Source organism: Metallococcus carri, assembly GCF_011440275.1.
Lineage (GTDB): Bacteria > Actinomycetota > Actinomycetes > Actinomycetales > Dermatophilaceae > Metallococcus > Metallococcus carri.
Map to the genome: position 1 here is coordinate 63782 of NZ_JAAOIV010000013.1, position 21974 is coordinate 85755.

Annotated in this window: 19 protein-coding genes; 14 read left to right on the forward strand and 5 right to left on the reverse strand. The window is 69.3% G+C overall.

The genetic code is table 11. From position 1 onward, the window contains the following. Positions 1–130: 130 nt before the first annotated feature. Complete coding sequence (locus G9U51_RS15680) at positions 131–1027, reverse strand: aminoglycoside phosphotransferase family protein (RefSeq protein ID WP_166198265.1); 897 nt, start codon at positions 1025–1027, stop codon at positions 131–133. A gap of 301 nt (positions 1028–1328) precedes the next feature. Here G9U51_RS15680 and G9U51_RS15685 point away from each other — a divergent pair, with 301 nt between their 5' ends. The 7 genes from G9U51_RS15685 to G9U51_RS15715 all read left to right on the forward strand — a co-directional run bounded on the left by G9U51_RS15685 (position 1329) and on the right by G9U51_RS15715 (position 9926). Further along, positions 1329–2771 carry a cytochrome ubiquinol oxidase subunit I gene (locus tag G9U51_RS15685; RefSeq protein WP_166198267.1) on the forward strand — a complete coding sequence of 481 codons (1443 nt, stop codon included), beginning with the start codon at positions 1329–1331 and terminating at the stop codon, positions 2769–2771. A gap of 24 nt (positions 2772–2795) precedes the next feature. Continuing rightward, a complete protein-coding gene (gene cydB, locus G9U51_RS15690) occupies positions 2796–3860 on the forward strand; it encodes a cytochrome d ubiquinol oxidase subunit II (RefSeq protein ID WP_166198269.1) in 1065 nt (354 codons plus the stop codon). Beyond that, positions 3860–5416: a thiol reductant ABC exporter subunit CydD gene (gene cydD, locus G9U51_RS15695; RefSeq protein WP_166198271.1), complete on the forward strand. Its 1557-nt coding sequence runs from the start codon at positions 3860–3862 to the stop codon at positions 5414–5416. The genes cydB and cydD overlap by 1 nt, the downstream gene beginning before the upstream one ends. Then, positions 5413–7065, forward strand: coding sequence for a thiol reductant ABC exporter subunit CydC (cydC, locus tag G9U51_RS15700; protein WP_166198273.1), 1653 nt, complete (start codon positions 5413–5415; stop codon positions 7063–7065). The genes cydD and cydC overlap by 4 nt, the downstream gene beginning before the upstream one ends. Continuing rightward, a complete protein-coding gene (locus tag G9U51_RS15705; protein ID WP_166198275.1) occupies positions 7062–7475 on the forward strand; it encodes a BlaI/MecI/CopY family transcriptional regulator in 414 nt (137 codons plus the stop codon). The genes cydC and G9U51_RS15705 overlap by 4 nt, the downstream gene beginning before the upstream one ends. Positions 7476–7583: 108 nt before the next feature. Further along, a complete protein-coding gene (locus tag G9U51_RS15710; RefSeq protein WP_166198277.1) occupies positions 7584–8453 on the forward strand; it encodes a M56 family metallopeptidase in 870 nt (289 codons plus the stop codon). A 24-nt stretch (positions 8454–8477) separates the two neighbouring features. Further along, on the forward strand, positions 8478–9926 hold the full coding sequence (locus G9U51_RS15715; protein ID WP_166198279.1) for a UDP-N-acetylmuramoyl-L-alanyl-D-glutamate--2,6-diaminopimelate ligase: 1449 nt from the start codon (positions 8478–8480) through the stop codon (positions 9924–9926). 168 nt (positions 9927–10094) lie between these two features. Here the strand turns inward: G9U51_RS15715 and G9U51_RS15720 are convergent, their stop codons facing one another. Beyond that, positions 10095–11087, reverse strand: coding sequence for a 3-hydroxyisobutyryl-CoA hydrolase (locus tag G9U51_RS15720; RefSeq protein ID WP_166198281.1), 993 nt, complete (start codon positions 11085–11087; stop codon positions 10095–10097). Between the two features lie 25 nt (positions 11088–11112). Between G9U51_RS15720 and G9U51_RS15725 the strand changes: the two genes are divergently transcribed. The 5 genes from G9U51_RS15725 (at position 11113) to G9U51_RS15745 (ending at position 15885) form a co-directional block, all read left to right on the forward strand. After that, the gene (locus G9U51_RS15725; RefSeq protein WP_217361289.1) at positions 11113–11919 is read left to right on the forward strand and encodes a glycerophosphodiester phosphodiesterase; all 807 of its coding nucleotides are present in this window, start codon (positions 11113–11115) and stop codon (positions 11917–11919) included. 86 nt (positions 11920–12005) lie between these two features. Continuing rightward, complete coding sequence (locus G9U51_RS15730) at positions 12006–12437, forward strand: ATP-binding protein (protein ID WP_166198283.1); 432 nt, start codon at positions 12006–12008, stop codon at positions 12435–12437. Positions 12438–12499: 62 nt separating this feature from the next. Continuing rightward, the gene (locus G9U51_RS15735; RefSeq protein WP_166198285.1) at positions 12500–13384 is read left to right on the forward strand and encodes a DUF5926 family protein; all 885 of its coding nucleotides are present in this window, start codon (positions 12500–12502) and stop codon (positions 13382–13384) included. 134 nt (positions 13385–13518) lie between these two features. Continuing rightward, on the forward strand, positions 13519–13656 hold the full coding sequence (locus G9U51_RS15740; RefSeq protein WP_166198287.1) for a hypothetical protein: 138 nt from the start codon (positions 13519–13521) through the stop codon (positions 13654–13656). A gap of 1611 nt (positions 13657–15267) precedes the next feature. After that, the gene (locus tag G9U51_RS15745; RefSeq protein ID WP_166198289.1) at positions 15268–15885 is read left to right on the forward strand and encodes a hypothetical protein; all 618 of its coding nucleotides are present in this window, start codon (positions 15268–15270) and stop codon (positions 15883–15885) included. A gap of 14 nt (positions 15886–15899) precedes the next feature. Here G9U51_RS15745 and G9U51_RS15750 read toward each other — a convergent pair whose 3' ends face one another. Genes G9U51_RS15750 through G9U51_RS15760 form a run of 3 tightly spaced genes read right to left on the reverse strand, consistent with a single transcriptional unit; the run spans position 15900 to position 20426 of the window. Then, entirely contained in the window at positions 15900–17546 is a 1647-nt protein-coding gene (locus G9U51_RS15750; RefSeq protein ID WP_166198291.1) for a hypothetical protein, read from the reverse strand. A gap of 57 nt (positions 17547–17603) precedes the next feature. Next, positions 17604–19784, reverse strand: a complete 2181-nt coding sequence (locus G9U51_RS15755) for a hypothetical protein (RefSeq protein ID WP_166198293.1) — start codon at positions 19782–19784, stop codon at positions 17604–17606. 45 nt (positions 19785–19829) lie between these two features. Then, positions 19830–20426, reverse strand: a complete 597-nt coding sequence (locus tag G9U51_RS15760; RefSeq protein WP_328823511.1) for a TMEM165/GDT1 family protein — start codon at positions 20424–20426, stop codon at positions 19830–19832. Between the two features lie 61 nt (positions 20427–20487). On the opposite strand from G9U51_RS15760, the gene G9U51_RS15765 reads away from it, so the two are divergent. Further along, positions 20488–20967, forward strand: coding sequence for a DUF4446 family protein (locus tag G9U51_RS15765; protein ID WP_166198297.1), 480 nt, complete (start codon positions 20488–20490; stop codon positions 20965–20967). Further along, complete coding sequence (pheA, locus tag G9U51_RS15770) at positions 20964–21974, forward strand: prephenate dehydratase (protein WP_166198299.1); 1011 nt, start codon at positions 20964–20966, stop codon at positions 21972–21974. Before G9U51_RS15765 ends, pheA begins: the two co-directional genes overlap by 4 nt.

Genomic DNA, 21974 nt, shown 5'->3' on the forward strand with positions numbered 1-21974 from the left:
TCTGTCCGCAGTTGCGCGGCAGGGGTGGTGCAGTTCTGCGGACGCTGGGCAGGGGGCGTGCCCTTGCGTCCGCAGTTTCGCGGCAGGGGTGGTGCAGTTCTGCGGACGCTGGGTATGCCGCCCACCGGCGTCACCAGTGCGCGAGCACGGAATAGGGCGGCACCGCGAAATGGTCCGGCAGGCGGGGCAGCAGCCAGAGCAGGTTGTCCACCGCAACCGCCTGAGCCAGATCGACGGCGAGCGCTCGGTCCAGGTCCATCACCTCGACCAGGATGTCCAGCCGGCGTCGAAGCCCACGCTCCGGATCGTCGGCGACATCGGCAAACCTATTGCGCAGCATGGCAATCGGCTCGAACTCCACCGGGCCGGCATACGGCAACGGGTCGATCAGCCGCCAGCCGGGGTCGGTGCCGGGCAGGGTGTGCAGCACGTTGAGGTAGTGCGCGTCGTGGTGCAGCAGCCAGGTGTCGGTGATGTCCACGGCGTCGGCGAGGGTGGCCAGTGCTCGGTCCACGGCCGGCTCAGGCAGCAGCCCCGGTGTCTCGTCCCGGTGCTTGCGGATGGACTCGGCGATGCGTTCGAGCTCCGGTGCGATCCGCGGGACCTCGGTCGGCGCCGCGCTGCGCGAGCGAGCCAGCAGGTCGCCGATGATCGCCGTCGCCTCGTCGGCGTCGGGATGGTGCTCCAGGTCGCGCGCCGGGTCGAGGCGCTCCAACAACATCGCGCCGCGCGTCGCGTCGGAGGCTACGAGTTCGACGGCGGTGCCACGCGGACGCCATACCGAAAGAGCGAGGGCCTCGGCGGCGATCTGGGGAGGGTCGCCGATTTTCAGGACCAGGGCTCGCCCGGCCGCGTCGCGCACCGGCCAGACGACGCCGAGCTGGCCGGCGATCGCGTCGCCATCGCGGCGCAGGCCCCACGCGTCGGCGAGCTCGGGAGCCAGACGCGCCGCGGACTGCTGGCCCTCACGGTGGCCCGGGCGGTCCGGGTCCCACGCGTGCGAAGTGAGGGGGAGCGGCCAGGGCATGGGTTGAGTGTGGCAGGGGCGGGTTTCGACGCGCTCGCTCGTTCCTCGCTCGCTTGCTCAACCAACGAGCGGGGGCGGGTTTCGACGCGCTCGCTCCTTCGTCGCTCGCTTGCTCAACCAACGAGAAGACGCGCTCGCTCGTTCCTCGCTCGCTTGCTCAACCAACGAGAAGGGGCGCTCAACCGGCGGGGCGCGCGCTCAACCGGCGATGGGCTCCGAGGGTGCGTAGTACTACGAGGAGTAGTACTGTCGGATGCGGGCCGCGAGAGGCGACCCGACCTCGGCATACAGGAGTCCCGCGGTGAACACTCTGGACCTGGCGCGATGGCAGTTCGCCATCACGACCGTCTACCACTTCCTCTTCGTGCCGATCACGATCGGTATGTCGGCGATCGTCGCCTATTTCCACACGCGCTGGGTGGTCAAGCGCGACCCGGAGATGCTGCGACTGGCGAAGTTCTTCGGCAAGCTCTTCACGATCAACTTCGCGCTCGGCCTGGTGACCGGCATCGTGCAGGAGTTCCAGTTCGGGATGAACTGGTCGGCCTACAGCCGGTTCGTCGGTGACATCTTCGGCGCGCCGCTGGCCTTCGAGGCGCTGCTCGCGTTCTTCCTCGAGTCGACCTTCCTCGGCCTGTGGATCTTCGGCTGGGGGCGGCTGCCGGAGAAGCTGCACGCGATGACGATCTGGATCGTGCACATCGGCACCGTCCTGTCGGCCTACTTCATCCTGAGCGCCAACTCGTTCATGCAAAACCCGGTCGGCTGGCGCTACAACCCGCAGAAGAACCGCGCCGAGCTGACCGACTTCATGGCGGTGCTGACCAACAAGGTGCAGCTGGTGACCTTCCCGCATGTCATCACCGCGTCCTACATGGTCGGCGGCGCGGTCATCATGGGCGTCGCGCTCTACCAGCAGATGCGCAGCAAGGATCCGGACCGCGGGATGTACCGCAAGGCGACCCGCATCGGTGCCATCGTCACCCTCGTCGGCGGTCTCGGTGTCGCGGTCACTGGCGACGCACAGGGCAAGATCATGACCGACGTCCAGCCGATGAAAATGGCTGCGGCAGAAGCGCTTTACGACACCCAGAACCGTTGCGCCGCCTTCTCGATCTTCACCGTCGGCACCCCGGACGGGCAGAGTCAGAAGTTCGCGGTGAAGGTGCCATGCGTGCTGTCCTTCCTCGCCACCGGCTCGGTCAACGGCAAGGTCGACGGCATCAACGACCTCAAGCGCACGCTGCCCGGACAGCTGCAAGCGCAAGCCAAAGCGGACGGCATACCGGAGCAGTATGTGAGCCCGGACCAGCTCACCCCGACGATCTGGATGACCTACTGGAACTTCCGCTTCATGATCGGAGCGGGTATGGCGGCCGCCTTCTTTGCGGCGCTCACCCTCTGGGCGACCCGCAAGGGCCGCACACCGACCTCACGCTGGTGGACACCACTCGCGGTGGTCACGCCGCTGCTCACGGTCTTCGGGCAGAGCTTCGGCTGGATCTTCACCGAGGTCGGCCGTCAGCCGTGGCTCGTCTACGGGGTGATCACCACCTCCAGTGGAGTGTCGCCGTCCTCGACGACCGGCCAGGTGCTCTTCTCGATGATCGGCTTCACGCTGCTGTATGCCGTGCTGGCCGTGATCGAGGTCAAGCTCTTCCTCGACTACACGCGCAAGGGTGCTGAGCCCTTCGAGGAACCGCGGATGGTCGAGTCCGACGACGAACTGCAGTTCGCCTACTGATTTCGCGAAAAGGACTGTGTCGCAATGAGTCTCGAAACCCTGTGGTTCGTCGTCATCGCTGCCCTGTGGACCGGATATTTCGTCCTCGAGGGCTTCGACTTCGGCGTCGGTATGTCGCTTCCCTTCCTCGGCCGGGGCCAGGACGCCGACGACAGTGAGAAGCGCAAGCGCGTGCTGCTCAACACGATCGGCCCCTTCTGGGACGGCAACGAGGTGTGGCTGATCACCGCGGCCGGCGCAATGTTCGCGGCCTTCCCCGCGTGGTACGGCACGCTCTTCTCGGGCTTCTACCTCGCCTTCTTCGCGATCCTGATTGCGCTGATCCTGCGCAATATGGGCTTCGAATACCGGCACAAGCGCACCAGCCCGCGCTGGCGTCGCGGCTGGGACATCTGCATCGTCGCCGGGTCGCTGCTGCCCCCGCTGCTGCTCGGCATCGGTCTGACCAACATGGTCGTCGGCGTCCCGATCACCCAGAACGCCAACGGCGACTTCCTGTTCACCGGCACCCTGCTGACCCTGCTCAACCCGCTGGCGCTGCTCGGCGGTCTGGTCTTCGTCGGTCTGTCGCTGGCGCACGGCATGCACTTCATCGCGCTCAAGACGGCCGGCGAGATCCGGCAGGGCGCTCGTCGGCTAGCGACCCGATTCGGTGTGGTGGCAACGGTTTTCGCGTTGGTGCTGCTGTTGTGGTTCGACATCACGACGGGCACGGCCGCGTCGTGGGTCACCACCGTGCTGGCCGTGATCGGCCTCGTCGGGGCGCTCGCGGCAAATGCCATCGGGCGGGAGGGTTGGGCCTTCATCGGCTCGACCCTGACCTGGGTGATGACGCTGTCGACCTACTTCCTCGCGCTCTTCCCCAACCTGATGACCAGCAGCACGGCCGAGCGGTTCAGCCTCACCGTCCACAACGCCGCCAGCACGCACCTGACGCTGCAGATCATGTCGTGGACGGCACTGGTCTTCGTGCCGATCACGCTGCTTTACAGCGCCTGGAACTACTGGGTCTTCCGGCGGCGGCTCGCCGTCGAGCACATCCCGGCCGCGCACGACCCGCTCGCTGCGGAGGAGCAGGTGCCGGCCTGATGCGCCCGTTCGACCCGCGCCTGGTGCGCGAGCTGCCGCAGACGCGGGCACCGGTCGCCGCGCTCGGCCTGCTGGGTGCCGCGGCGGGCGTGGCCGCGATCGGGCAGGCCTTCGCGATCGCCTGGCTGGTGACCGCGCTGGTCGGCGGAGGGTCGTTGTGGGCGCCGGCCGTGACCGTGGCGACCATCCTCGCCGTTCGCGGAATCCTCTCTGCCACAACGGAAGTCACCGCCACGTGGGCGGGCGCGCGCGTAGCCGGTGTGCTGCGCGAGCGGATCCTTGGGCGCTGGTCCCGCGCGACAGCCGACGACCGTCCGGCACCCGAGCGCATGCTGACCATCTCCACCCACGGAGCCTCGTCGGTCGAGCCGTATGTCGCTCGCTACCTCCCAGCGCTCGTCGCCGCAGCCGTGGTGCCGCCCCTGGCGATCGTCACCCTGCTCGTCGTCGACTGGAGCTCGGCGCTGATCGTGGTGGCGACCGTGCCCCTGCTGCCGGTCTTCGCCGCGCTCATCGGACGGCATACCCAAGAGGCGACCCAGCGGCGGTGGGCGACGCAGACCCGGCTCGCCGGCCACTTCCTCGACGTGATGCGCGGTCTGCCGACGCTGGTGTCCTACGGCCGGGCCGAGAAGCAGGCCGATCAGGTTGCGGCAGTTGGCGATCGGCATCGCATCGCCACCGTGCGCACGCTCAAGATCGCCTTCCTCTCCTCGGCTGCGCTGGAGCTGCTCGCGACCATCTCTGTCGCGATCGTGGCGGTCTGGACCGGCATGCGGCTGGCGTGGGGCAACCTCGACCTGCAGGTGGCCCTCACCGCGATCCTGCTGGCGCCGGAGGCCTACTGGCCGATCCGTCGGGTGGGGCAGGAGTTCCACGCGGCGGCCGACGGGGCGGAGGCGATCGACGCGCTGCTCGCCGACGTGCCGCCCGCCTGCTTCGCTGGACGCGAGTCCATGTCCGTGCGCGACCTGAGCTACCGCTATCCCGGAGCCAATGTCGATGTGCTGCAAGGGATTTCGTATGCCGTCCGCCCCGGGCTGACCGTCGTGACCGGCCCCTCGGGGTGCGGCAAGACGACGCTGCTCGAACTGCTGGCGGGGCTGCGGACGCCGACCGCCGGCGCCGCGGAGGTGCCTCGGACCCACCTGGTCACGCAGACGCCCTTCGTGCTGCCGGCCACCGTCGCCGACAACCTCGCGCTCGGCACCGGTGCCAGCCCGGCTCAGATCGCGGCGGCGTGTGCCGCCACCGGACTCGACCGGGTGATCGCCGGGCTTCCCGATGGGACAGCAACCCTGTTGGGAGACAATGGGTTTGGCCTGTCCGCTGGTCAACGAGCCCGCCTCGGCCTCACCCGCGCGATGCTGTCCGACGCGGCGGTCGTGCTGCTCGACGAACCCACGGCGCACCTCGACCCGGCCTCCGCGAGACAGGTGCGGTCCGTCATACGGGACCTGGCTCGCACCCGGCCGGTCGTCGCGGTGACCCACGACCCCGAGCTCGCCGCTCTCGCCGACGCGCAGTGGCCGCTGACCGAGCGAGTGCCCGCATGAAGCCGCTGTTGCAGCCCGCGCGCCGGATCGTGCCGGCCGGAGTCCTCGGCGGTATCGCGGTTGCATGCGGCGTCTTCCTCACCGCCACCTCGGGCTGGCTGATCGTGCAGGCGAGCACCCGCCCGGTCATCCTCACCCTGCTGACGGCAGTCGTCGGTGTGCGGACTTTCGGCATCGGCCGGCCGGTTTTCCGCTACTGGGAGCGGGTGATCTCGCACGACGGCGCCTTGCGCGACCTGGCCGAGCGACGCACGGAGACCTACCGCTCGCTGATTCCGCTCACGCCGGCCCGGCTCGGCCGGCGACGTCGCGCGGACCTGCTGACCGGTGTCGTGCGCGACCTGGACGACGAGGTCGATGTGCAGGTGCGCAGCCTGGTGCCGCTCATCGCGACCCTGGTCGCGTCGGTCCTCGCCATCGTGGTGGCCTTCGTGCTGCTGCCCGTGGCCGGGGCGGTCGTCGCCGTGCTCGCTCTGTGCGCCGTGGCGCTGGGTGTCGTCGATGGAGCGCTCGAACGCCGCGGCCAACGCGACGTGCTCGCAGCGCGGGGCGAGGTGCAGCGGATCGCGCATTTGTATGCCGCGAATACCGTTGAACTGCAAGCCATCCACGCTGTCGACGATCTGGCGCGGCAGCTCGCCGAGGCGCAGGCAGCGGCGGAGCGCGCGGCCCGCAGGCAGGTCCTCGGTCGCGCGGTGGGTCTGGGTGGTTCGCTGCTGCTCACCGGCCTGGGCGTCGGCGTCATGGCGTATGCCGTCAGCGGGCCGCTGGGTGCCGGTGCGCTCGCGGCGCCGGTCGCCGCCTTGCTCGTTTTCCTGCCGCTGGCCCTCGGTGACGTGCTGGGGCTGGTCCCGGACGCGGTCGGTGCGCTGGTGCGAGCCCGGGTGGCGCGCCGTCGACTGGTGGGTCTGGTCGACCAGGAGCCCGCTGTGGCCGATGTGGCCCGCGAACGCCTCACCCCGGCAGCGCCGACCCTGCGGCTGGTGGACGCGACTGCCTCCTGGACCGGCGCGGCGGAGCACCTCCCGCCGACCACGCTGACCCTGGCGCCGGGAGAGAAGGTGCTCGTCACCGGTGCCAACGGCAGCGGCAAGTCCACGCTGTTGGCACTGCTGGCGCGCCAGCTCGACCCGTCAGCCGGCCGTTATGAGGTCGACGGGCGGGACGTGCGGACGGTGAGCCTGGCCGGCATACGGGATCTGATGGCGGTGGTCGACGATGATCCCCATCTGTTCAACGGGACCGTGCGGGCGAATCTCCTTCTCGCTCAACCGGATGCGACCGATCGTGAGCTGGATGCTGCGCTCGTGCACGCCGGGCTCGGTCGGTGGCTGGCGGGGCTGCCCGATGGCTTGGACACGCAGCTCGGCACCGGTGTGCGCGGGTTGTCCGGTGGCGAGCGGGCGCGGTTCGGCATTGCGCGGGCGCTGGTGTCGGGCCGCCCGGTGGTGCTGCTGGACGAGCCGGTCGCGCACCTGGACCGGCCGACTGCGACCGCGGTGCTCGGCGATCTGATGGCCTCCGCGGATCGGCGCACGGTGGTGCTGGTGTCCCACCAGCCCGTGCTGACCGAGGCCTTCGACCGGGTCGTAGCGTTGGACGCTTCGCCCGCGCCCCCGCTGCCCAGCTCGATCGGAGGAAGCTCATGACGCGACCCACCGCCGGCACCACGCTCGGTGAGCTCGAGCGGGCGATCATGGAGGTGCTCTGGGCGGCCGACCGACCGCTCGTCGTGCGCGAGATCCTCGACGAGCTCGACGACCGCGACCGCGCGTATACGACGGTGATGACCGTCTCGGACCGGCTCGCCAAGAAGGGCCTCGCCGTCCGGGTGCGCGACGGTCGCGCCTGGGCCTACACCGCGGCCGCGACCCGTTCGGAGCTCACCGCGCAGGCCTTGCGCGACACCATGGCCGGCTGGGGCGGCGACGAATCGCGGGCCGACGTGCTGTTGCACTTCCTGCGAGACGCCTCACCCGACGAAGTCGCCCGACTGCAGGAGGGATTGCGGGCGGTCGAGCGGGCCCACGCCGACCCCACGCTGCCGAGCGGCCAGTAATCACCGCCCGAGCGGCGGGTAATCACCGCCCCAGCGGGCACTCGTCACCGCCCCCGCGGGCACTCGTCACCGCCCGAGCGGGCGGGTCCAACGGGTGGCCGCGCGATCATGGATCCTGTGTTCCTCGCGTTGCTGGTCGTGGCCTTCGTGGTGCTCGCCGCCGCCGTGCCCCAACTCCTGCCGCGGGTGACAGCGCTGCGCGGCGTGCCGGGCCAGGCTCTGCTGCTGTGGCAGGCCGTCGCCTTCGCCGGGGTCATGTCGGGTCTGCTGGTCGCACCGCTCGCGCTGCTCCTCATCGCGCGCAACGGCCGCGAGATCCCGCATCCGCATCAGCACCGGGTGCTCTTCGCGATCGCCTTCGCAGTGACCGCTCTCGTGCTCGGTCGCCTTCTCCTGCACGCCCACCGCACGGGCATGGCGCTGCGCCGCACCCGCCGCAACCACGCTGAACTGCTCGACATCCTCGGACAGGAAAACGATCGGCAGGTGAGGGTGATCGAACACCCGACGCCGACGGCATACTGCATCCCCGGCCGGCACGAACGGGTCGTCCTCACCGACAGCACCCTGGCTCAGCTCAGCGCAACTCAGGTCGAGGCGGTGCTCGCCCACGAACGCGCGCACCTGCGGTGGCGGCACGACCTGGTGCTTGAGTACTTCACGGTGCTGCACACGGTCGTGCCGCGGTGGTTGCGATCAGATGCCGGGCTCGTCGAGGTGCGGCTGCTGATCGAACTGATGGCCGACCGCCGTGCCGCGCAGCTGGTCGGCGCGGTGCCCGTCGCCGGCGCGCTCGTCGCCTTGGCCGATGGATCGACTCCGCCGGCGGCCCTCGGAGCAGGAGAAGGTGCGTCGGCCAGGCTCGCCCAACTCGCCCAGACTCGGCCCCGCCCCGGGCTCGCCGCGCTGACCGTGGTGGCGGCCGTCCTGGTGGTCGCGCTGCCGGTGCTGCTCGCCGCGCTGATCGTATGGTCCTGACTGCCAGCGGATAGGCTCCGGCGGGTGAAGCTGCAGACCACCGATCTCGCCCGGATCCTCGGGGTCGACGTGCCACCCGTGGAGGGGCCGCTCGTCGCTGTCACCAACGCATCGCAGGACGTCGTGCCCGGTGGGGTGTTCGTCGCGGTCAAGGGCTTCACCAGCGACGGCGCGAAGTACGCACCAGCGGCGATCGAGGCCGGCGCCCAGCTGATCGTCGCCGAGGAACCGGTCGGCGACCTGCCCACCGCGGTCGTGCCGAATGCGCGAATTGCGTTGGCGCAGTTGGCTGTTGCCTTCGCGGGTGACCCGTCGCGCGATCTCACGGTGTATGGCGTGACCGGCACCAACGGCAAGACCACGAGCTCCTACGTGTTGCACGCGATCCTGGCGACGGCCTACGGCGCGGAGCACACCGGCCTGCTGACGACCGCCGAGATCGTGGTCGGCACCCAGCGCGAGCCGGCGATCCGCACCACGGGTGAGGCGCCGACCGTGCAGGGCAATCTGGCCCGGATGCGCGACGCCGGCGTTACCCACGTGGTGCTGGAGACCAGCTCGCACGGCCTGCACCTGCACCGGGTGCTCGGAACCCATTACGCCGCAGCGCTTTTCACCAACCTCACCCGCGACCACCTCGACCTGCACGGGTCGATGGAGGACTACTACCTGGCCAAGCGCACCCTCTTCGAACGCACCACCGGGCCCAAGCTCGCCAACGGTGACGACGAGTGGGGCCGACGCCTGGCGGACGAGATCGACGGCACGTTGACCTTCGGCGCGCGGGAGGGTTCGGCATACCGGATCGAGCACGTGCGGCGGGAGGGCACCGGCACGGTCTTCGACCTCACTCGGCCGACCGGTGAGACGCTCACGCTGCGGATGCCGCTGCTCGGTGACTACAACGTGCACAACGTCGCCGGCGCGGCCGCGATCACTCTCGAGATGGGTATGCCGCCCGCCACCCTGATCGACGCTGTCGCCGAAATGCCCCAGGTGCCAGGCAGATTCGAGCGCATCCCGGCCGCGGTGGACCGTGGGTTCGAGGTCGTCGTCGACTACGCGCACACCGACATCGGGCTGCGTGCCGTGCTCGAGGTCGCGCGCGAGGTCGTCACCGACGGCGGCAGGCTGATCTGCGTGTATGGCGCTGCCGGTGCGCGCGATGCCGCGAAGCGTCCCCTCATGGGCCGGGTCGCCTCCGAGCTCGCCGATGTCAACATCATCACCACCGACGACGCCTATCACGAGGACCCGGCCGCGATCGCCGACGAGGTGATGGCCGGAGCCGACCCCGCCGACACGACGATCGTGCTCGACCGGCGCGATGCCATCGCCACCGCGCTCGGACTAGCGCGGCCGGGGGACGTGGTCGTCGTCGCCGGCAAGGGTCACGAGCGGGTGCAGCACCTGCCGACCGGCGATGTCGACTTCCACGACGCGACCGTGGTCACCGAGCTGCTCACGGGTTAACTCCGACAGTGGGCATGATGGTCACATGACCTGGAGTGCTGGCTCTGCCGACGCATGCCGGATCGGGAGGCGGTGTTCGCTCGGGCGCGTGCGCGACCCGAGCGATCGGCGGTGTCGTCGACCCGCTACGTCCGGGCGGACCGTGACCGCGGTCGAAACAAGCCGAGCTCAGGGCTGGAACATGGCCGAGACCTCGCCGGGACTGACGTCGGCCACCGACGGGTGTGACCACTTCGGCGAGCGGTCCTTGTCGACGATCTGAGCGCGCACACCTTCGGCGAAATCGCGCTGGTGGCTGAGGTTGCGAGCCAGCACCACATCCTGGGCGAGCACCTCGTCGATGGTTTTGCCCGCAGCGCGCCGCAGTGCCGCCAGCGAAGTCGCCACCGACAGCGGTGAGCGCTGTTCGATGAGCGCCGCCGCCGAGCGGGCCGCCTCCGCAGAGTGGTTGCGCAGCCGGTCGAGGATCGCCACCGGGTCGTCCCCGGCATAACACTCATCGATCCAATCCCGTTGCGCTTCAAGCGAACCCGGGCCGTCCGGAGCGCCGTATGCCGGGAGCTCACCGGCCGCCATACCGGCCAGCAAGTCCTCCCAGGAGGAGGTGGCGACGCCGTCGGAGAGCCCGGCATACACCGCGTCGGCGGCGTCGATCGTCGAGCCGGTGAGCGCGAGGTGCGTGCCGGTCTCGCCTGGGGCACGGGTGAGCAGGTGCATCGCGCCCACGTCGGCGAAGAAGCCGATGATCGTCTCGGGCATGCCGAGCTTGCTGCGGTCGGTGACCAGACGCACCCGGCAGTGCGCCGACACGCCGACACCGCCGCCGAGCACGATGCCGTCCTGGAAGGCGACGATCGGCTTGGGGTAGTGCGCCATCCGGGCGTTCATCGCGTATTCGTCGCGGAAGAAGTCCTGGCCGTCACCGCCGTCGAGGATCTCCTGGCGCACCGCGACGACGTCGCCGCCGGCGCACAGTCCGCGCTCGCCGGCGCCCTCAACCGAGACGATTTGCACCCGGTCGTCGTCGGCCCACTCGATCAGTTGCCGGTCGATCTCGCGGACCATCGCTAGGGAGAGGGAGTTGATGGCCTTGGGGCGATTGAGCACGATCCGCCCGAGCGCGCCATCGGTGGAGAAGAGGACCTCGCTGTCGGCGTTCATGCCTGAACTGTAGGACGATGGAGGCGTGGCCCAACGACCTCCACTGGTGATCGCCCACCGCGGTGCCTCCGAGACACTGCCCGAGCACACCCTCGCGGCCTACGAGCGCGCGATCGAGGTCGGTGCCGACGGGGTCGAGTGCGATGTGCGGCTGACGGCCGACAAGCACCTGGTGTGCGTGCACGACCGGCGGGTGGACCGCACCTCCGACGGGCGCGGCCCGGTGTCCGCGCTGGAGCTGGCGCAACTCGAGGGTCTGGACTTCGGCTCGTGGAAGGCCCTGCACGGCGACGACGTCGAGCAGCCCGACCGCGACTCGACCCGGCTGCTCACGCTGCGCGGCCTGATCCGGGCGGTGCAGACCGCGGGCCGGCCGATGGATCTGGTGATCGAGACCAAGCACCCCACGCGCTGGGCGGGTGAGGTGGAGGACCGGCTGGTCGCCGTGCTGGAGGAGTTCGATCTGCTGGACCCCCAGCCGGGAGCGCTGCGGGTGCGGCTGATGTCGTTCTCGACCCGGGCAGTGCAACGGTTCGCGGTGCTCGCCCCGAAGGTCGAGCGGGTGCTGCTGGTGGAGTTGCCGTCCTTCTGGCGGTTCGGCGACGGCCTGCCGCGCAATGTGTCGATCGTCGGCCCGCGCGTCGGGATCGTGCGCAAGCACCCGGACTTCGTGGCCCGCCACCACGACCAGGGTCACCAGGTGCACGTGTGGACCGTCGACCGACCCGAGGACATCGAGTTGTGCCTCGAGCTCGGCGTCGACGCGATCATCAGCAACCGCCCGGCGGCGGTGCGGGCCGCGGTGGACGCGGCTTACGGCATCGCCCGCTGATTCACCAGCCCCTGCAGGGAGGCGGACCGGCCGCCGATGGCCTAGCGTGGGCGAGCACCCGGCATACGACAGTGGGAGACGAAGAGTTGAGCGCGGACGAGCACAGTCACGACTCGTGGGTCCGGACGGTCCGGCTGCCGTTCACGACCGAGTCGGTCCCCGAGGTCCGGCAGGCGGTGCGCGAGGACCTCGCGGGCTCGCAGGTGCCGGCCGATGTGATCGAGGAGACCGAGACCGTCGTGTCCGAACTGGTCGCCAACGCGATCCTGCACGGCCGACCGCTGCCCGACGGCACGGTGCGGGTGCACTGGAAGGTGCGCCCGCCGCGGATCGAGCTTGAAGTGTCCGACGGCGGCGGCGAGCGCCACCCGGTGCCCAAGCCGCAGGTGCCCTGGGCGGCGAGCGGCCGCGGTCTGCGGATTGTGCGCTCGCTCGCGCACGAGTGGGGGGTCGCCGACGAGGACGGGCGCACCACCGTGTGGGCCGCCATGGGCGGACCCTCCCGCCGCCGCCTGTGAACTGGTCGGGCCGTCCTTCGGCCGGGCCGCCTCCGCCTGGAGCGAACATCTAGGCTTCCAGCATGGGTAAAGCCGCACGTCGCAAGCGCAAGGACGCCGAAGCCGCCGGGGTCGCCGCACCGAAGCCGGCGCCGTATGCCGCCCGCCCGTTCGAGGGTCTCGCGGACGAGGCGCAGTGGGTCGCGTTGCGCGAGATCGTGCCCGCGGGCACTGCGCCGATCACCGTCGAGGTCGACGGGAGTTCGTATGACGTGTCCCTCGCCACCGTGCTGCCGATGGCCTGGCCGGGGCTGCACCGCGAGGACGGCACCCGGTTCGTGGCCCTGCAGACCGGGAGCACCAGTGGGGATGCGAGCCGTGACCTGGCCGAGGCGGTGCGCGCGGTCGTCGCGCTGGAGCCCGGGCAGCCGCTGACCGCGTCGCCTACGGCGACGGCGGACAGTCCGCGGCTGCAGGACATCGTCACATCGACCTCGCTCGAGGTGACCGTGCACGACGGCTTCGACTTCTGGATCGGCGACCAGGAGCTGGACGAAGCCGGGCGGGCCTCGATGGACCGGGCCAACGAGGCCGTGGCGCCGACCGCGGCGCTGTCGACGGCGGGCGCGTATTGGTGCCGGATCGGCGAACGCTGCTACATCCGGTGGATCCTCGAGGCCCACGAAGACCGAGCCACCGACGCGCTGGCCAGGCTGCACGCGGCCGGCACCGATCGGCTCGGCTCGGGCGAAGGCGCCCACGGACGGCTGCTCGGCGCGTTCCGCGCCTACGGGCTGCTGGTGCCGGTGTGGGAGGTCGACCCGTCGGCCGAGCCGGCGGCATACGACAGCGCGATGAAGGAGGTCGCGCAGCGGTTCGAGCAGGCGCTCGGGGTAAGCGACTCGCTGACGCCGGACGAGCGGCGCGCCCGCAACGGCTTGGTGAGCCGCCAGGTCACACTGCGCTGATCAGCCGCCTGGCTCGGTCGCGATGACTCCGGCCGGTGTAAGGATGTCTCGGCGTGTCGTCGGGTTGGTGGGCATGGGGCCCTTGCCAGGGTGTTGACTGCTGGGCATTGTTCTCGCCGGAGATAGGCGGGTGTGTGAGTAAGGGGTCGTCCAATGGGTCCTCGATCATGCTGTCCTCGATGACCGCGGCGGATATGGCGGCGTCGTTCCAGGACAGTGCGCCGACGAAGGGATTCGCGATGTTCGGACCCGACACCCGATCAACCCCGTGACGTCGGCGATCGATGTTGCTGCCGCCCTAAACCCGGCAGTTCGTAGCGCAAGGGTCTACCGCCATGCGTCACCCAGGCGTGTCTGTAGCCTCAGGCACACCTTTAGATACAACCGGACGAGTGCGGTCAGAAGGTCCTTCCGCCAGATGATTAATCTGGGCTGGGCGAAATGGTCCTGAGCCTGTTCCGTAGGCGCCTCATCCTGGGAACCAGGGAACGGTGGGCGCGACGCCGACTAAACTGGGAAAACGGCTCGAATCTCGTCCTCCGAGCGGTCGCCTTGTTTTTCCAGCCCCGGGGGTCCTGGGGAGGCACCGAGTGGGGGACTTGGTTGTTGTGGTCGATTGGGATGTTTCCGATCTCCTACGTTCTTCTGGTCGGATCCTCAAACTTGCTCGACAGATTTCTCGGCGCAGCGCTCGGATTATTCGCCTTAGAGTGGCTGGGTGAGGTAGTGACCTCGTTGGTTGACAGGAGAAGGTGCGGGACCACGCCGGGTACACAGGACGAGAGCGTCTAACCGAACGGCATGGATCTATGGACTCTAAACTCCTTAATCAACGGCGGCGTCGGGACGCTCGGTCGATCGTCCGACGCTTTCGCAATGTGAGAGGATTCGGCACATTACCGATCATGTGCGCCGTCGCCGCAATGGTGGGCTTCGCTGCGTTCGTGAACGCCGACAATCTCCCCGATCGGGTGCTTTCGGCCGCAATGGCCTTGATCGGGTGCTTGACTCTATTTCGGATTCCCTTCGTTGGTGTCGCGGTCTCGCGGGACGGTACACTGTGGATATCAAGATGGTTTTGGAGGAGACTAAGCATTAGTACTTCCAATATCGCGAGGATCTATCCAGAGATGGACACTAGCGCCCTGACGCGGATCCCGCTTGCTGGTAGGTTCTGCCTGGTGATTAGGACGATCGACAGGCGCGATATCCCGACGGCAGCTGTTGGAAACTATGAATATGTCAGAAGTGTATGTATAGCTCTGCGGGCGGCGGTCAATGAGGCGTCCTCTACCGGCCGCGACTAATAGATCGAAGTTGTTAACTCTGACGGCGCTTCAGAGCCAGGGTCTGGTGACGAGAAAGTGACGGATCGTACTACAACCCTTCGGTCTTGGCCCCGCAATATCTATCTGAGTATCTGACTACTTGCTGGATGCCTCTGCGGCTCATCATGGCTGGCGCTGTGGTTGTCAGCGTACCTCGGAGACACTGGGTCATTCTTGGTGGCGGCCAGCCTTGCCTTTGTGCCACCGGCTCGGATGCTCTGCGTTCGCGTTGTCATTCAGTCCGGAGCGGGATCTGTGCGCCTTCACGGGCTTGTCAGAAATAGGTGCATTGACGTGGACGCGTCCGGAATCTCAACCTATCCGGGAAGTGTGGTTGGTTCTGTTGGACCCGGGGTGCTCTCGAACGGCGAGGTCGTACCACTTATTGAACTGAGCCGGTGGGCCATATGGGGTTCGTTCCGAGCGGCTGAAGAACAGGCCCGACGCATCGCGGACGGCGCGGGTGTGGAGTACATCGGCGACCTCGACGAACGATTGTGGCATGATCGCGACAGTGGGAAGGGCGGCCGTGCTTGACCTGAAGTGGGAGACGTCATGGTGATGGCAGGCAGTGACACTGGGCGTCGCATCAGCTACTTCTGCGTGCTCAGTTGGGTTGCATTGGTTGGCGTTGCAACGCTTCTGCCGACTGCCTTGGCTATAATCTCCGGAGACCTTCTGAACGCGGTGGTCCTTGCTGGTGTGAACTACCTCATTTTGGTGGCGGTGCTCGCCCTCGTGTCAGGCTACTGCGGCCCGGATGCCCAATTTCAAGTTACGTCGTCTGAGATCCTCGTTGCCTCGACATGGGATGTGGTCCAGCGCGTCCCCGTCGATTTGATTGATAACTGCCAAGAGGTCGATCGCTATGCTGATGGCCTCCACCGGCTCACGCGAATTGTTGCCTTCCAGGGAAGAATCCGTGACGATCACGTCATCGCCCTTTTTAGCGAGCCTCAGTTGATGGGCTCCTCGTTCGGCATCCTGCAGCGACTATGGGGCGCCGTGCTCAATCTAGCGGCTAACGATCTTGCATTTCCCATCATTCGCCGACGGCGATACGCAGGCATGGTAGTTCCACGTGAGGTAGCACTGATGATAAATTGCAACTGCCAAGATGGGCCGACAGGGGGGTTGGCGCGGGGCGCTGAGTCCCGACGTCGGAATGAATAGAGTCGCAGAGCTCGTCATCGGCGGTCAGTCGGACGGACCGAGGCCTCGCCTGCGTCGTCATTCTCAGCGAACTCTTCGGCCTCCGCTTCGCGCTGGCGGGCGCGTTCTTCGCGCAACAACTCACGTCGGCTGATGCGGATGGTGGTGTCCGCGGGCAACAACCCCTGCGTCCACGCCGCAAGGGCGAGCGGCACCACGACCACCAGCACGGCGAGCCCCGCGACCACACCGAGCAGCAGCGCGCAGGCCACCGCCGCCACACCGGCCGCGACCCAGACCACCACGTCGCCTCGCACCGGACCAAGAGCCCCAGCGGGCCGCCGTCGCATCACCGCGGCCAGCAGGAGCACCACACAGCCGACCAGCACGCCCGCCGCCGCGGAGCCGATGCCGCGATGCTCGCCGGTTGCAAGCGTGCGCAGCCCGAGGGGCGTGCCCAGTTGCAGCGGCGAGTCGTGCAGGGCATCGCTCACGACGAGCGCGATCGTCAGCCCGGCGAGGACCAGGGACGGCGCCCCGACCGAGCGGCGCCACGGACCGGCATACGCGATCGCCGCACCGAGGCCCGCCCACGCGAGCACGATGAGCCCGAACCACAACGGACCCGGCGTCCACCGCCACCACGGCAGCACGTTGGCGAGATAACTCGCGGCCGGCACTGCACCCAGCCCGACCAGCACCGGTGGCACCCACCGCGGCGCGCTGCGCCGGGCGACCAGCGCCAGCGCCCCGGACGCAACGAGCACCAGCCCGACCAGCCACCAGACGAGCGAATCACCCTGTCGCAGTTGCTGATCCAGGTCACGAGCCGAGGCGGCGAGATGCTTCGAGGGCGTCGAGTTGGGCAGCACCAGCAGGGGCTGCCCCGTCACCCCGGCCGGCATCGTCGTGGACAACCGGCCGAGCGCGAACGCCGTGAGGTCCGAGGTCTGCACCAGCCCGGGCTGCCGGGTCGAATGCGAGGTCAGCGTGCCGTGCGTGACCCCGTTGCCGACCGTGTAGACGAAACCGAGCCCCTCGCCGGACAGCCCGGTGAGCACGACCGTGGCCTCCGACGGCAGCTTGGCGAAGACCGCGTTGAGCTGCGCCATCGTGGCCACCCCACGGCCCGCGCCCGCGTCGACGAGGCTGACCGCGCAGGCCGACAGGTTCGCCGCACCAATCGATCGGGCGTAGCGCGCGACCCGGCCGCGCGGGTCCGCCGCCGCAAGCGCCGCACCGGCCCCGACCGCCTGCACGCACTGCCCCCGCCGACCGTATGCCGCCGCCAGGGCTCCCAGCGGAGCCGAGCCCGAATCGCGTTGCCATTGCTGCCAATGCGGCCACGACGCGGTGCTGCCCGACACCTTCGGCTGCGGCACGGTGCAGCTACCCGTCGAAGCAGCCGCGCCCGCCCCGAGGGTCAGCCAGGCATTCGGCGTGCACGCACCGCCGGTGTCCTGCGAGCCCATTGCGCCGTAGTCGAGCACCGACCACAGGTCGGGATAGCGCTGCTGGGTCACGTCGTGCCAGGTCAGCCCGGGCGCCGCGACGATCACCAGCGGCCCCGGCTGCTTGATCGTCTGCGCGGGCTTGTGCTTGGTCCCCCACATCACCAGCAGGTTCGCGACGACGAAGAGCAGGGCGAGCAGCGCGGCGACGGGCGCGTAGCGGCGGAGCATGGACCCCAGGCTAGGCGGACGCGGCTGTCACTCACCTGTCAGCGGGACAAGACCGCCTCAGCTTCCGTATGCCGCCCGCTGGTCACCTTCCCGGGTCTCCGCACCTTCCGCTGTGGGGCCGGCGGTCACCTCCGCTCGACGAGCACGCCGCCGATGCCGGGCCGACGCCTCGGGCGACACCCGGTTGCGCAACAGGATGAGCAGGGGCACGAGCAACATGGCACCGGCCGGGGGGATCGCGGTGCCGGAGTCGTTGAGGAAGAAGCCGAGCATCCAGGTGACCACGATCGCGGCCAGGCCACGCTCGAGGAAGGGCTGCGCCGCGATGAACGGTCGCAGCGTGCGACCCGGCCACGAGTTCGGCCGCACCAGCGCCCACACGAAGAGCAGCACGATCAGCGGCACGCACATCGCCAGCGGTGACGAGGTGAGCATCGTCCAGTTGGCCTGCCAGATGCGCTCGACACTGCCGAAGGTGCCTGAGGTTCGCAGGCCGGCGACGACTTCACCGAGGTGCGTGCGGCGTTCGGGTCCGCGCAGGTAGTCCAGCACGGCCGCGCCGCCGACGAAGACTCCGGTCACCACCGAGATGAGCGTGATTCGCAGGAAGGTCAACCGTTTTCCCGCCGCGTTGATCGCCAGATAGCCGAACGCCGGGATGAGCGCGGCCGGCCCGCCACCGTCGGCGCCCCACCCCGGGTAACCGTCCACGAGGACCGCCGCCGCGCCGACCACCACCACCGTCAGGGCGGCCAGCCCGTGCGCGGCACGGTGGCCGCGGGTCAACGGCCCGGCGACGATCGCGGCATACAGCAGGGAGGAGGTGGCGAGCAGCGCGAAGGCGACATTGCCCATGCCGTAGTAGCGGCCGCCATACACCGGCTGCAGGCCGAGCATCGACAGGAACTGCAGATCCGAGCCGTGCACGACGTCGAGCCCGATGACCGCGGCGGTGAGCATGCAGATGAAGGCGGTCGGGCCGCCCATCCACCGGCGCCACGGACCGCCGAGGGCGACGACGCCGGCCAGCACGCTGATCCCGCACACCAGCAACGCCAGCTGCAGCCGCGGATGGTGACCGCGATACCAGGGGAAGGCATTGGCGATGAAGGTCGCGACCGGCATACACGCAGCCGTCGCCGCGACGAGCGAGGTCCACCGGCGGATCGCCCGCCGGGTGCTGGAGTCCTCCGGCTCGGAGCGAGCGATGAGCCAGGCGATGCCGCCGAGGGCGAAGGCTGCCAGCACGATGGCGTAGAAACCGACGATGAACGGCTGGACCAGGCTGTATTCCTGGGTCAGGGCGCCGGTGATCTCGGTGGTGCGCACGACGGCCGCGGTCGGGCTGCCGGACGGCTGGACCAGCGGCGAGCGGCCTTCGGGCAGCCGGGGCGCCCCGGCGCCGAGCCGCGAGAGCACGAGCGCCGACAGATCACTGAGGGTGATGACCCCGCGCTGCCGGGTCGAGATCGAGGTCAGCAGTCCGTGCGGCGTGCCCGCTCCGGAGATGACGACGGCGTGCAGTCGCTCCGGGCCGGTGTCGTCGGCCATCCCGGCCACGACGATCGTCGATCGCGGCGGCAGATGCCGCATCAGCATCCGCAAGTAGTCGTCGTCCGGCCCGTCGAGGGAGATAAAGGTGACCGGGCAGGCGTTGACGTCGACATTGGCCGGATCGGGCGTGTAGCGCGCGACCCGGCCGGTGCGGTCAGCCGCACCAAGCGCGGCGAACGGGCCGGCGGCCATGATGCACTGCCCGCGTGCGGCGAGCGTCGAGCCGAGCTTGCCGATGTCCGCCTGGGCGACCCGGCCCAGGGTGACCTGGCGCCACTGCTCCCACTGGGGAAACTGCGCGCCGGCGCCGTCGAAGCTCATCGCCGGTGGGGCCGGGCACGTGCCGGGCGCCTGCCCGCGCGGTGTCGCGCTCACGGTCGCTCCAACCGACGTGCGGGCACCGGCCGAGAAGGTCAGCCAGCTCTGCAACGAGCAACTGTGACCGGTCAGGCTGCGGGTGGCGAGCGCGCCGACCGCCCCGTCACGCGCGAGATCCCACAGCGCGGACTGGCGGGTGTTGGGCGTATCGGCATACGTCAGGGTCGGCATCGAGACCACGACCAGCGGACCCGGTTGCGACACCGGCAGCGCCTTGGGACGCGCCTGCAGCAGCGACCAGGTGATCGTCGCGACGGCGAAGGCAAGGACCGTCAGGCCCATGATGAGGAACCACCGTCGCAGCACCGCTCAAGGCTACGTTGCCGATCGGGGTGCTCCTGACAGCGTCGATCAGCCGAGCGGCGTCTCCACCCCGGCCAGCTGCAGCGCCATCAGCGCGGCGAGGATCAGACAGATCACGCCACCGGCCCGCCGGATCATGGACAGCGAGATCCGTTGCAGCAGAGCGCGTCCCAGCACCGCCGCGAGCCCAGAGACCAGAGCGAGCGCCGCGAAGGCCCCGATGCCGACGCTCACCGGTTGACCCTGCTTGGCCGCGAAACCGGCGGTCGCCAGCTGTGACAGGTCGCCCCATTCGGCCAGGAAGAGCACCAGGAAGCTCGCGCTCACCGCCTTGAGGCCGCGGGCGTCCTTGCTCGCCTTGGCGGTGAACTCCTCCTCGGCCTCGTGCTCCTCCTCGTCGGCGTGGGAGGCACTGCGGATCAGCAGGATGCCCGCGACCAGGAACAGGATGAGCACCACCACGTGCACCGGCGTCTTGGGCAGCCGCGAGATCAGCCCGCCGGCCGTGACCGCCACGACGGTCTGCACCAGGAACGCCAGGCTGACACCGATCCAGACCGGCAGCGGCTTGTAGCGCGTCGAGAGCACGAGCGTGGCGATGAAGGTCTTGTCCGGCAGCTCGACCACGAAGATCGTGGCGAACACCGTGAGCGCGAGGGTGAGATCCGTGGCCCGCTCAGCGTAGGGGCCGACTACCCTGCCCTGCGTGGACGCCGTGGCCGTGATCGCCTGCCTGCTGGCGCTCGTGGCGTGTGCCGCCGCGGGCCTGGTCATGGTGCGGCTGCGGGCGATTCAGCGCAATTTCCGGGTGTTGTGGGGCGGCGCCCAGGAGGGGCCGGATGTGGCGAACGTCATACGGGCCGAACATGATCGGATCACCTCGCTCGACCAGCGGGTGACCGCGCTCAGCGCGCGGATCGACGGGGTCACCGACCATGTCGCGGCAGGGCTGCGGCATGTTTCGGTGGTGCGGTATGACGCCTTCGGCGACATGGGCGGCCGGCTGTCCTTCTCCGCGGCGATCGTCGACGACCGTGGTGACGGGCTGGTGATCAGCTCCATTCACGCGCGCGGCGAGTCCCGCACCTACGCCAAGGGCGTCATCGACGGCGGCTCCGAACTCACCCTCACTCCCGAGGAGCGCCAGGCGCTGGCGGCGGCTCGGACCGATCGGGAGGACGCATGAGCGACGACCGAGTCGAGGACACGAGCGCAGCGAGGCCCGCAGACGAGGGCAGAGGCGCGGCGGAGGGCGTGAGGTACGGATACTTCGGTCCGCGCGGGACCTTCACCCAGATGGCCCTCGCGTCTCACCTGCATTCCCTCGGTATGCCGCAGCTGCTGGACTCTGCGACCGCGTTCGCCACCGTGCCCGCGGCGTTGGACGCGGTCGCCGCGGGCGAGGTCGACGAGGTCATGGTGCCGATCGAGAACTCGGTCGAAGGCGGCGTCTCGGCCACGCTCGACGCGCTGAACGCCCGGGACGGTCTGCTGATCCGTGCCGAGGTGCTGGTGCCGATCACCTTCGTGCTCGCGGTGCGCGCCGGGACGACCCTAGGTGACATCGAGGCGGTGGGCTCGCACTCGCACGCCTGGCCGCAGGTGCGTGGCTGGATGGCCGCGAATGCCCCTGCGGCGCAATACATTCCGACCCTGTCGACGGCCGCTGCAGCCGCCGACCTCGGGGCGGACGGCGAGCCGCCATACCAGGCGGCTGTGTGCGCGCCCGGTGCCGCGGAGACCTTCGGGCTCACCGTGCTGGCCAGTGACATCGGCGACAACGCGAACGCCGTCACCCGCTTCGTGCTCGTCTCCGGGCCGGGCGCTCCGCCCGCGCCGACCGGTGCCGACAAGACGACGATCATGCTCTACCAGCACAGCGACCACGCCGGTGGTCTGCTGGCGCTGCTGGAGCAGTTCGCCGCTCGGGATATCAACATGACCCGGCTGGAGTCGCGGCCGACCGGTGCGGCGATGGGGCAATACGGCTTCTCGATCGACTTCGAGGGCCATGTGTCCGAAGAGCGGGTCGGTGAGGCGCTGATGGGTCTGCACCGGGTGGCCGCCCAGGTGCGCTTCCTCGGCTCCTATCCGCGAGCCGACCGCCGGCCGCCGGTGATCTCGGCGCAGCACGGTGACCGCGCCTTCAGCGAGGCGCGCAGCTGGCTGCGCTCGCTGCGCACCGGCGACTGA

Coding starts and splice junctions, on each gene's coding strand:
- G9U51_RS15680 (WP_166198265.1), bottom strand. CDS start 1,027: ATGCCCTGGCCGCTCCCCCTCACTTCGCACGCGTGGGACCCGGACCGC.
- cydB (WP_166198269.1), top strand. CDS start 2,796: ATGAGTCTCGAAACCCTGTGGTTCGTCGTCATCGCTGCCCTGTGGACC.
- cydD (WP_166198271.1), top strand. CDS start 3,860: ATGCGCCCGTTCGACCCGCGCCTGGTGCGCGAGCTGCCGCAGACGCGG.
- cydC (WP_166198273.1), top strand. CDS start 5,413: ATGAAGCCGCTGTTGCAGCCCGCGCGCCGGATCGTGCCGGCCGGAGTC.
- G9U51_RS15705 (WP_166198275.1), top strand. CDS start 7,062: ATGACGCGACCCACCGCCGGCACCACGCTCGGTGAGCTCGAGCGGGCG.
- G9U51_RS15710 (WP_166198277.1), top strand. CDS start 7,584: ATGGATCCTGTGTTCCTCGCGTTGCTGGTCGTGGCCTTCGTGGTGCTC.
- G9U51_RS15720 (WP_166198281.1), bottom strand. CDS start 11,087: ATGAACGCCGACAGCGAGGTCCTCTTCTCCACCGATGGCGCGCTCGGG.
- G9U51_RS15735 (WP_166198285.1), top strand. CDS start 12,500: ATGGGTAAAGCCGCACGTCGCAAGCGCAAGGACGCCGAAGCCGCCGGG.
- G9U51_RS15745 (WP_166198289.1), top strand. CDS start 15,268: ATGGTGATGGCAGGCAGTGACACTGGGCGTCGCATCAGCTACTTCTGC.
- G9U51_RS15750 (WP_166198291.1), bottom strand. CDS start 17,546: ATGCTCCGCCGCTACGCGCCCGTCGCCGCGCTGCTCGCCCTGCTCTTC.
- pheA (WP_166198299.1), top strand. CDS start 20,964: ATGAGCGACGACCGAGTCGAGGACACGAGCGCAGCGAGGCCCGCAGAC.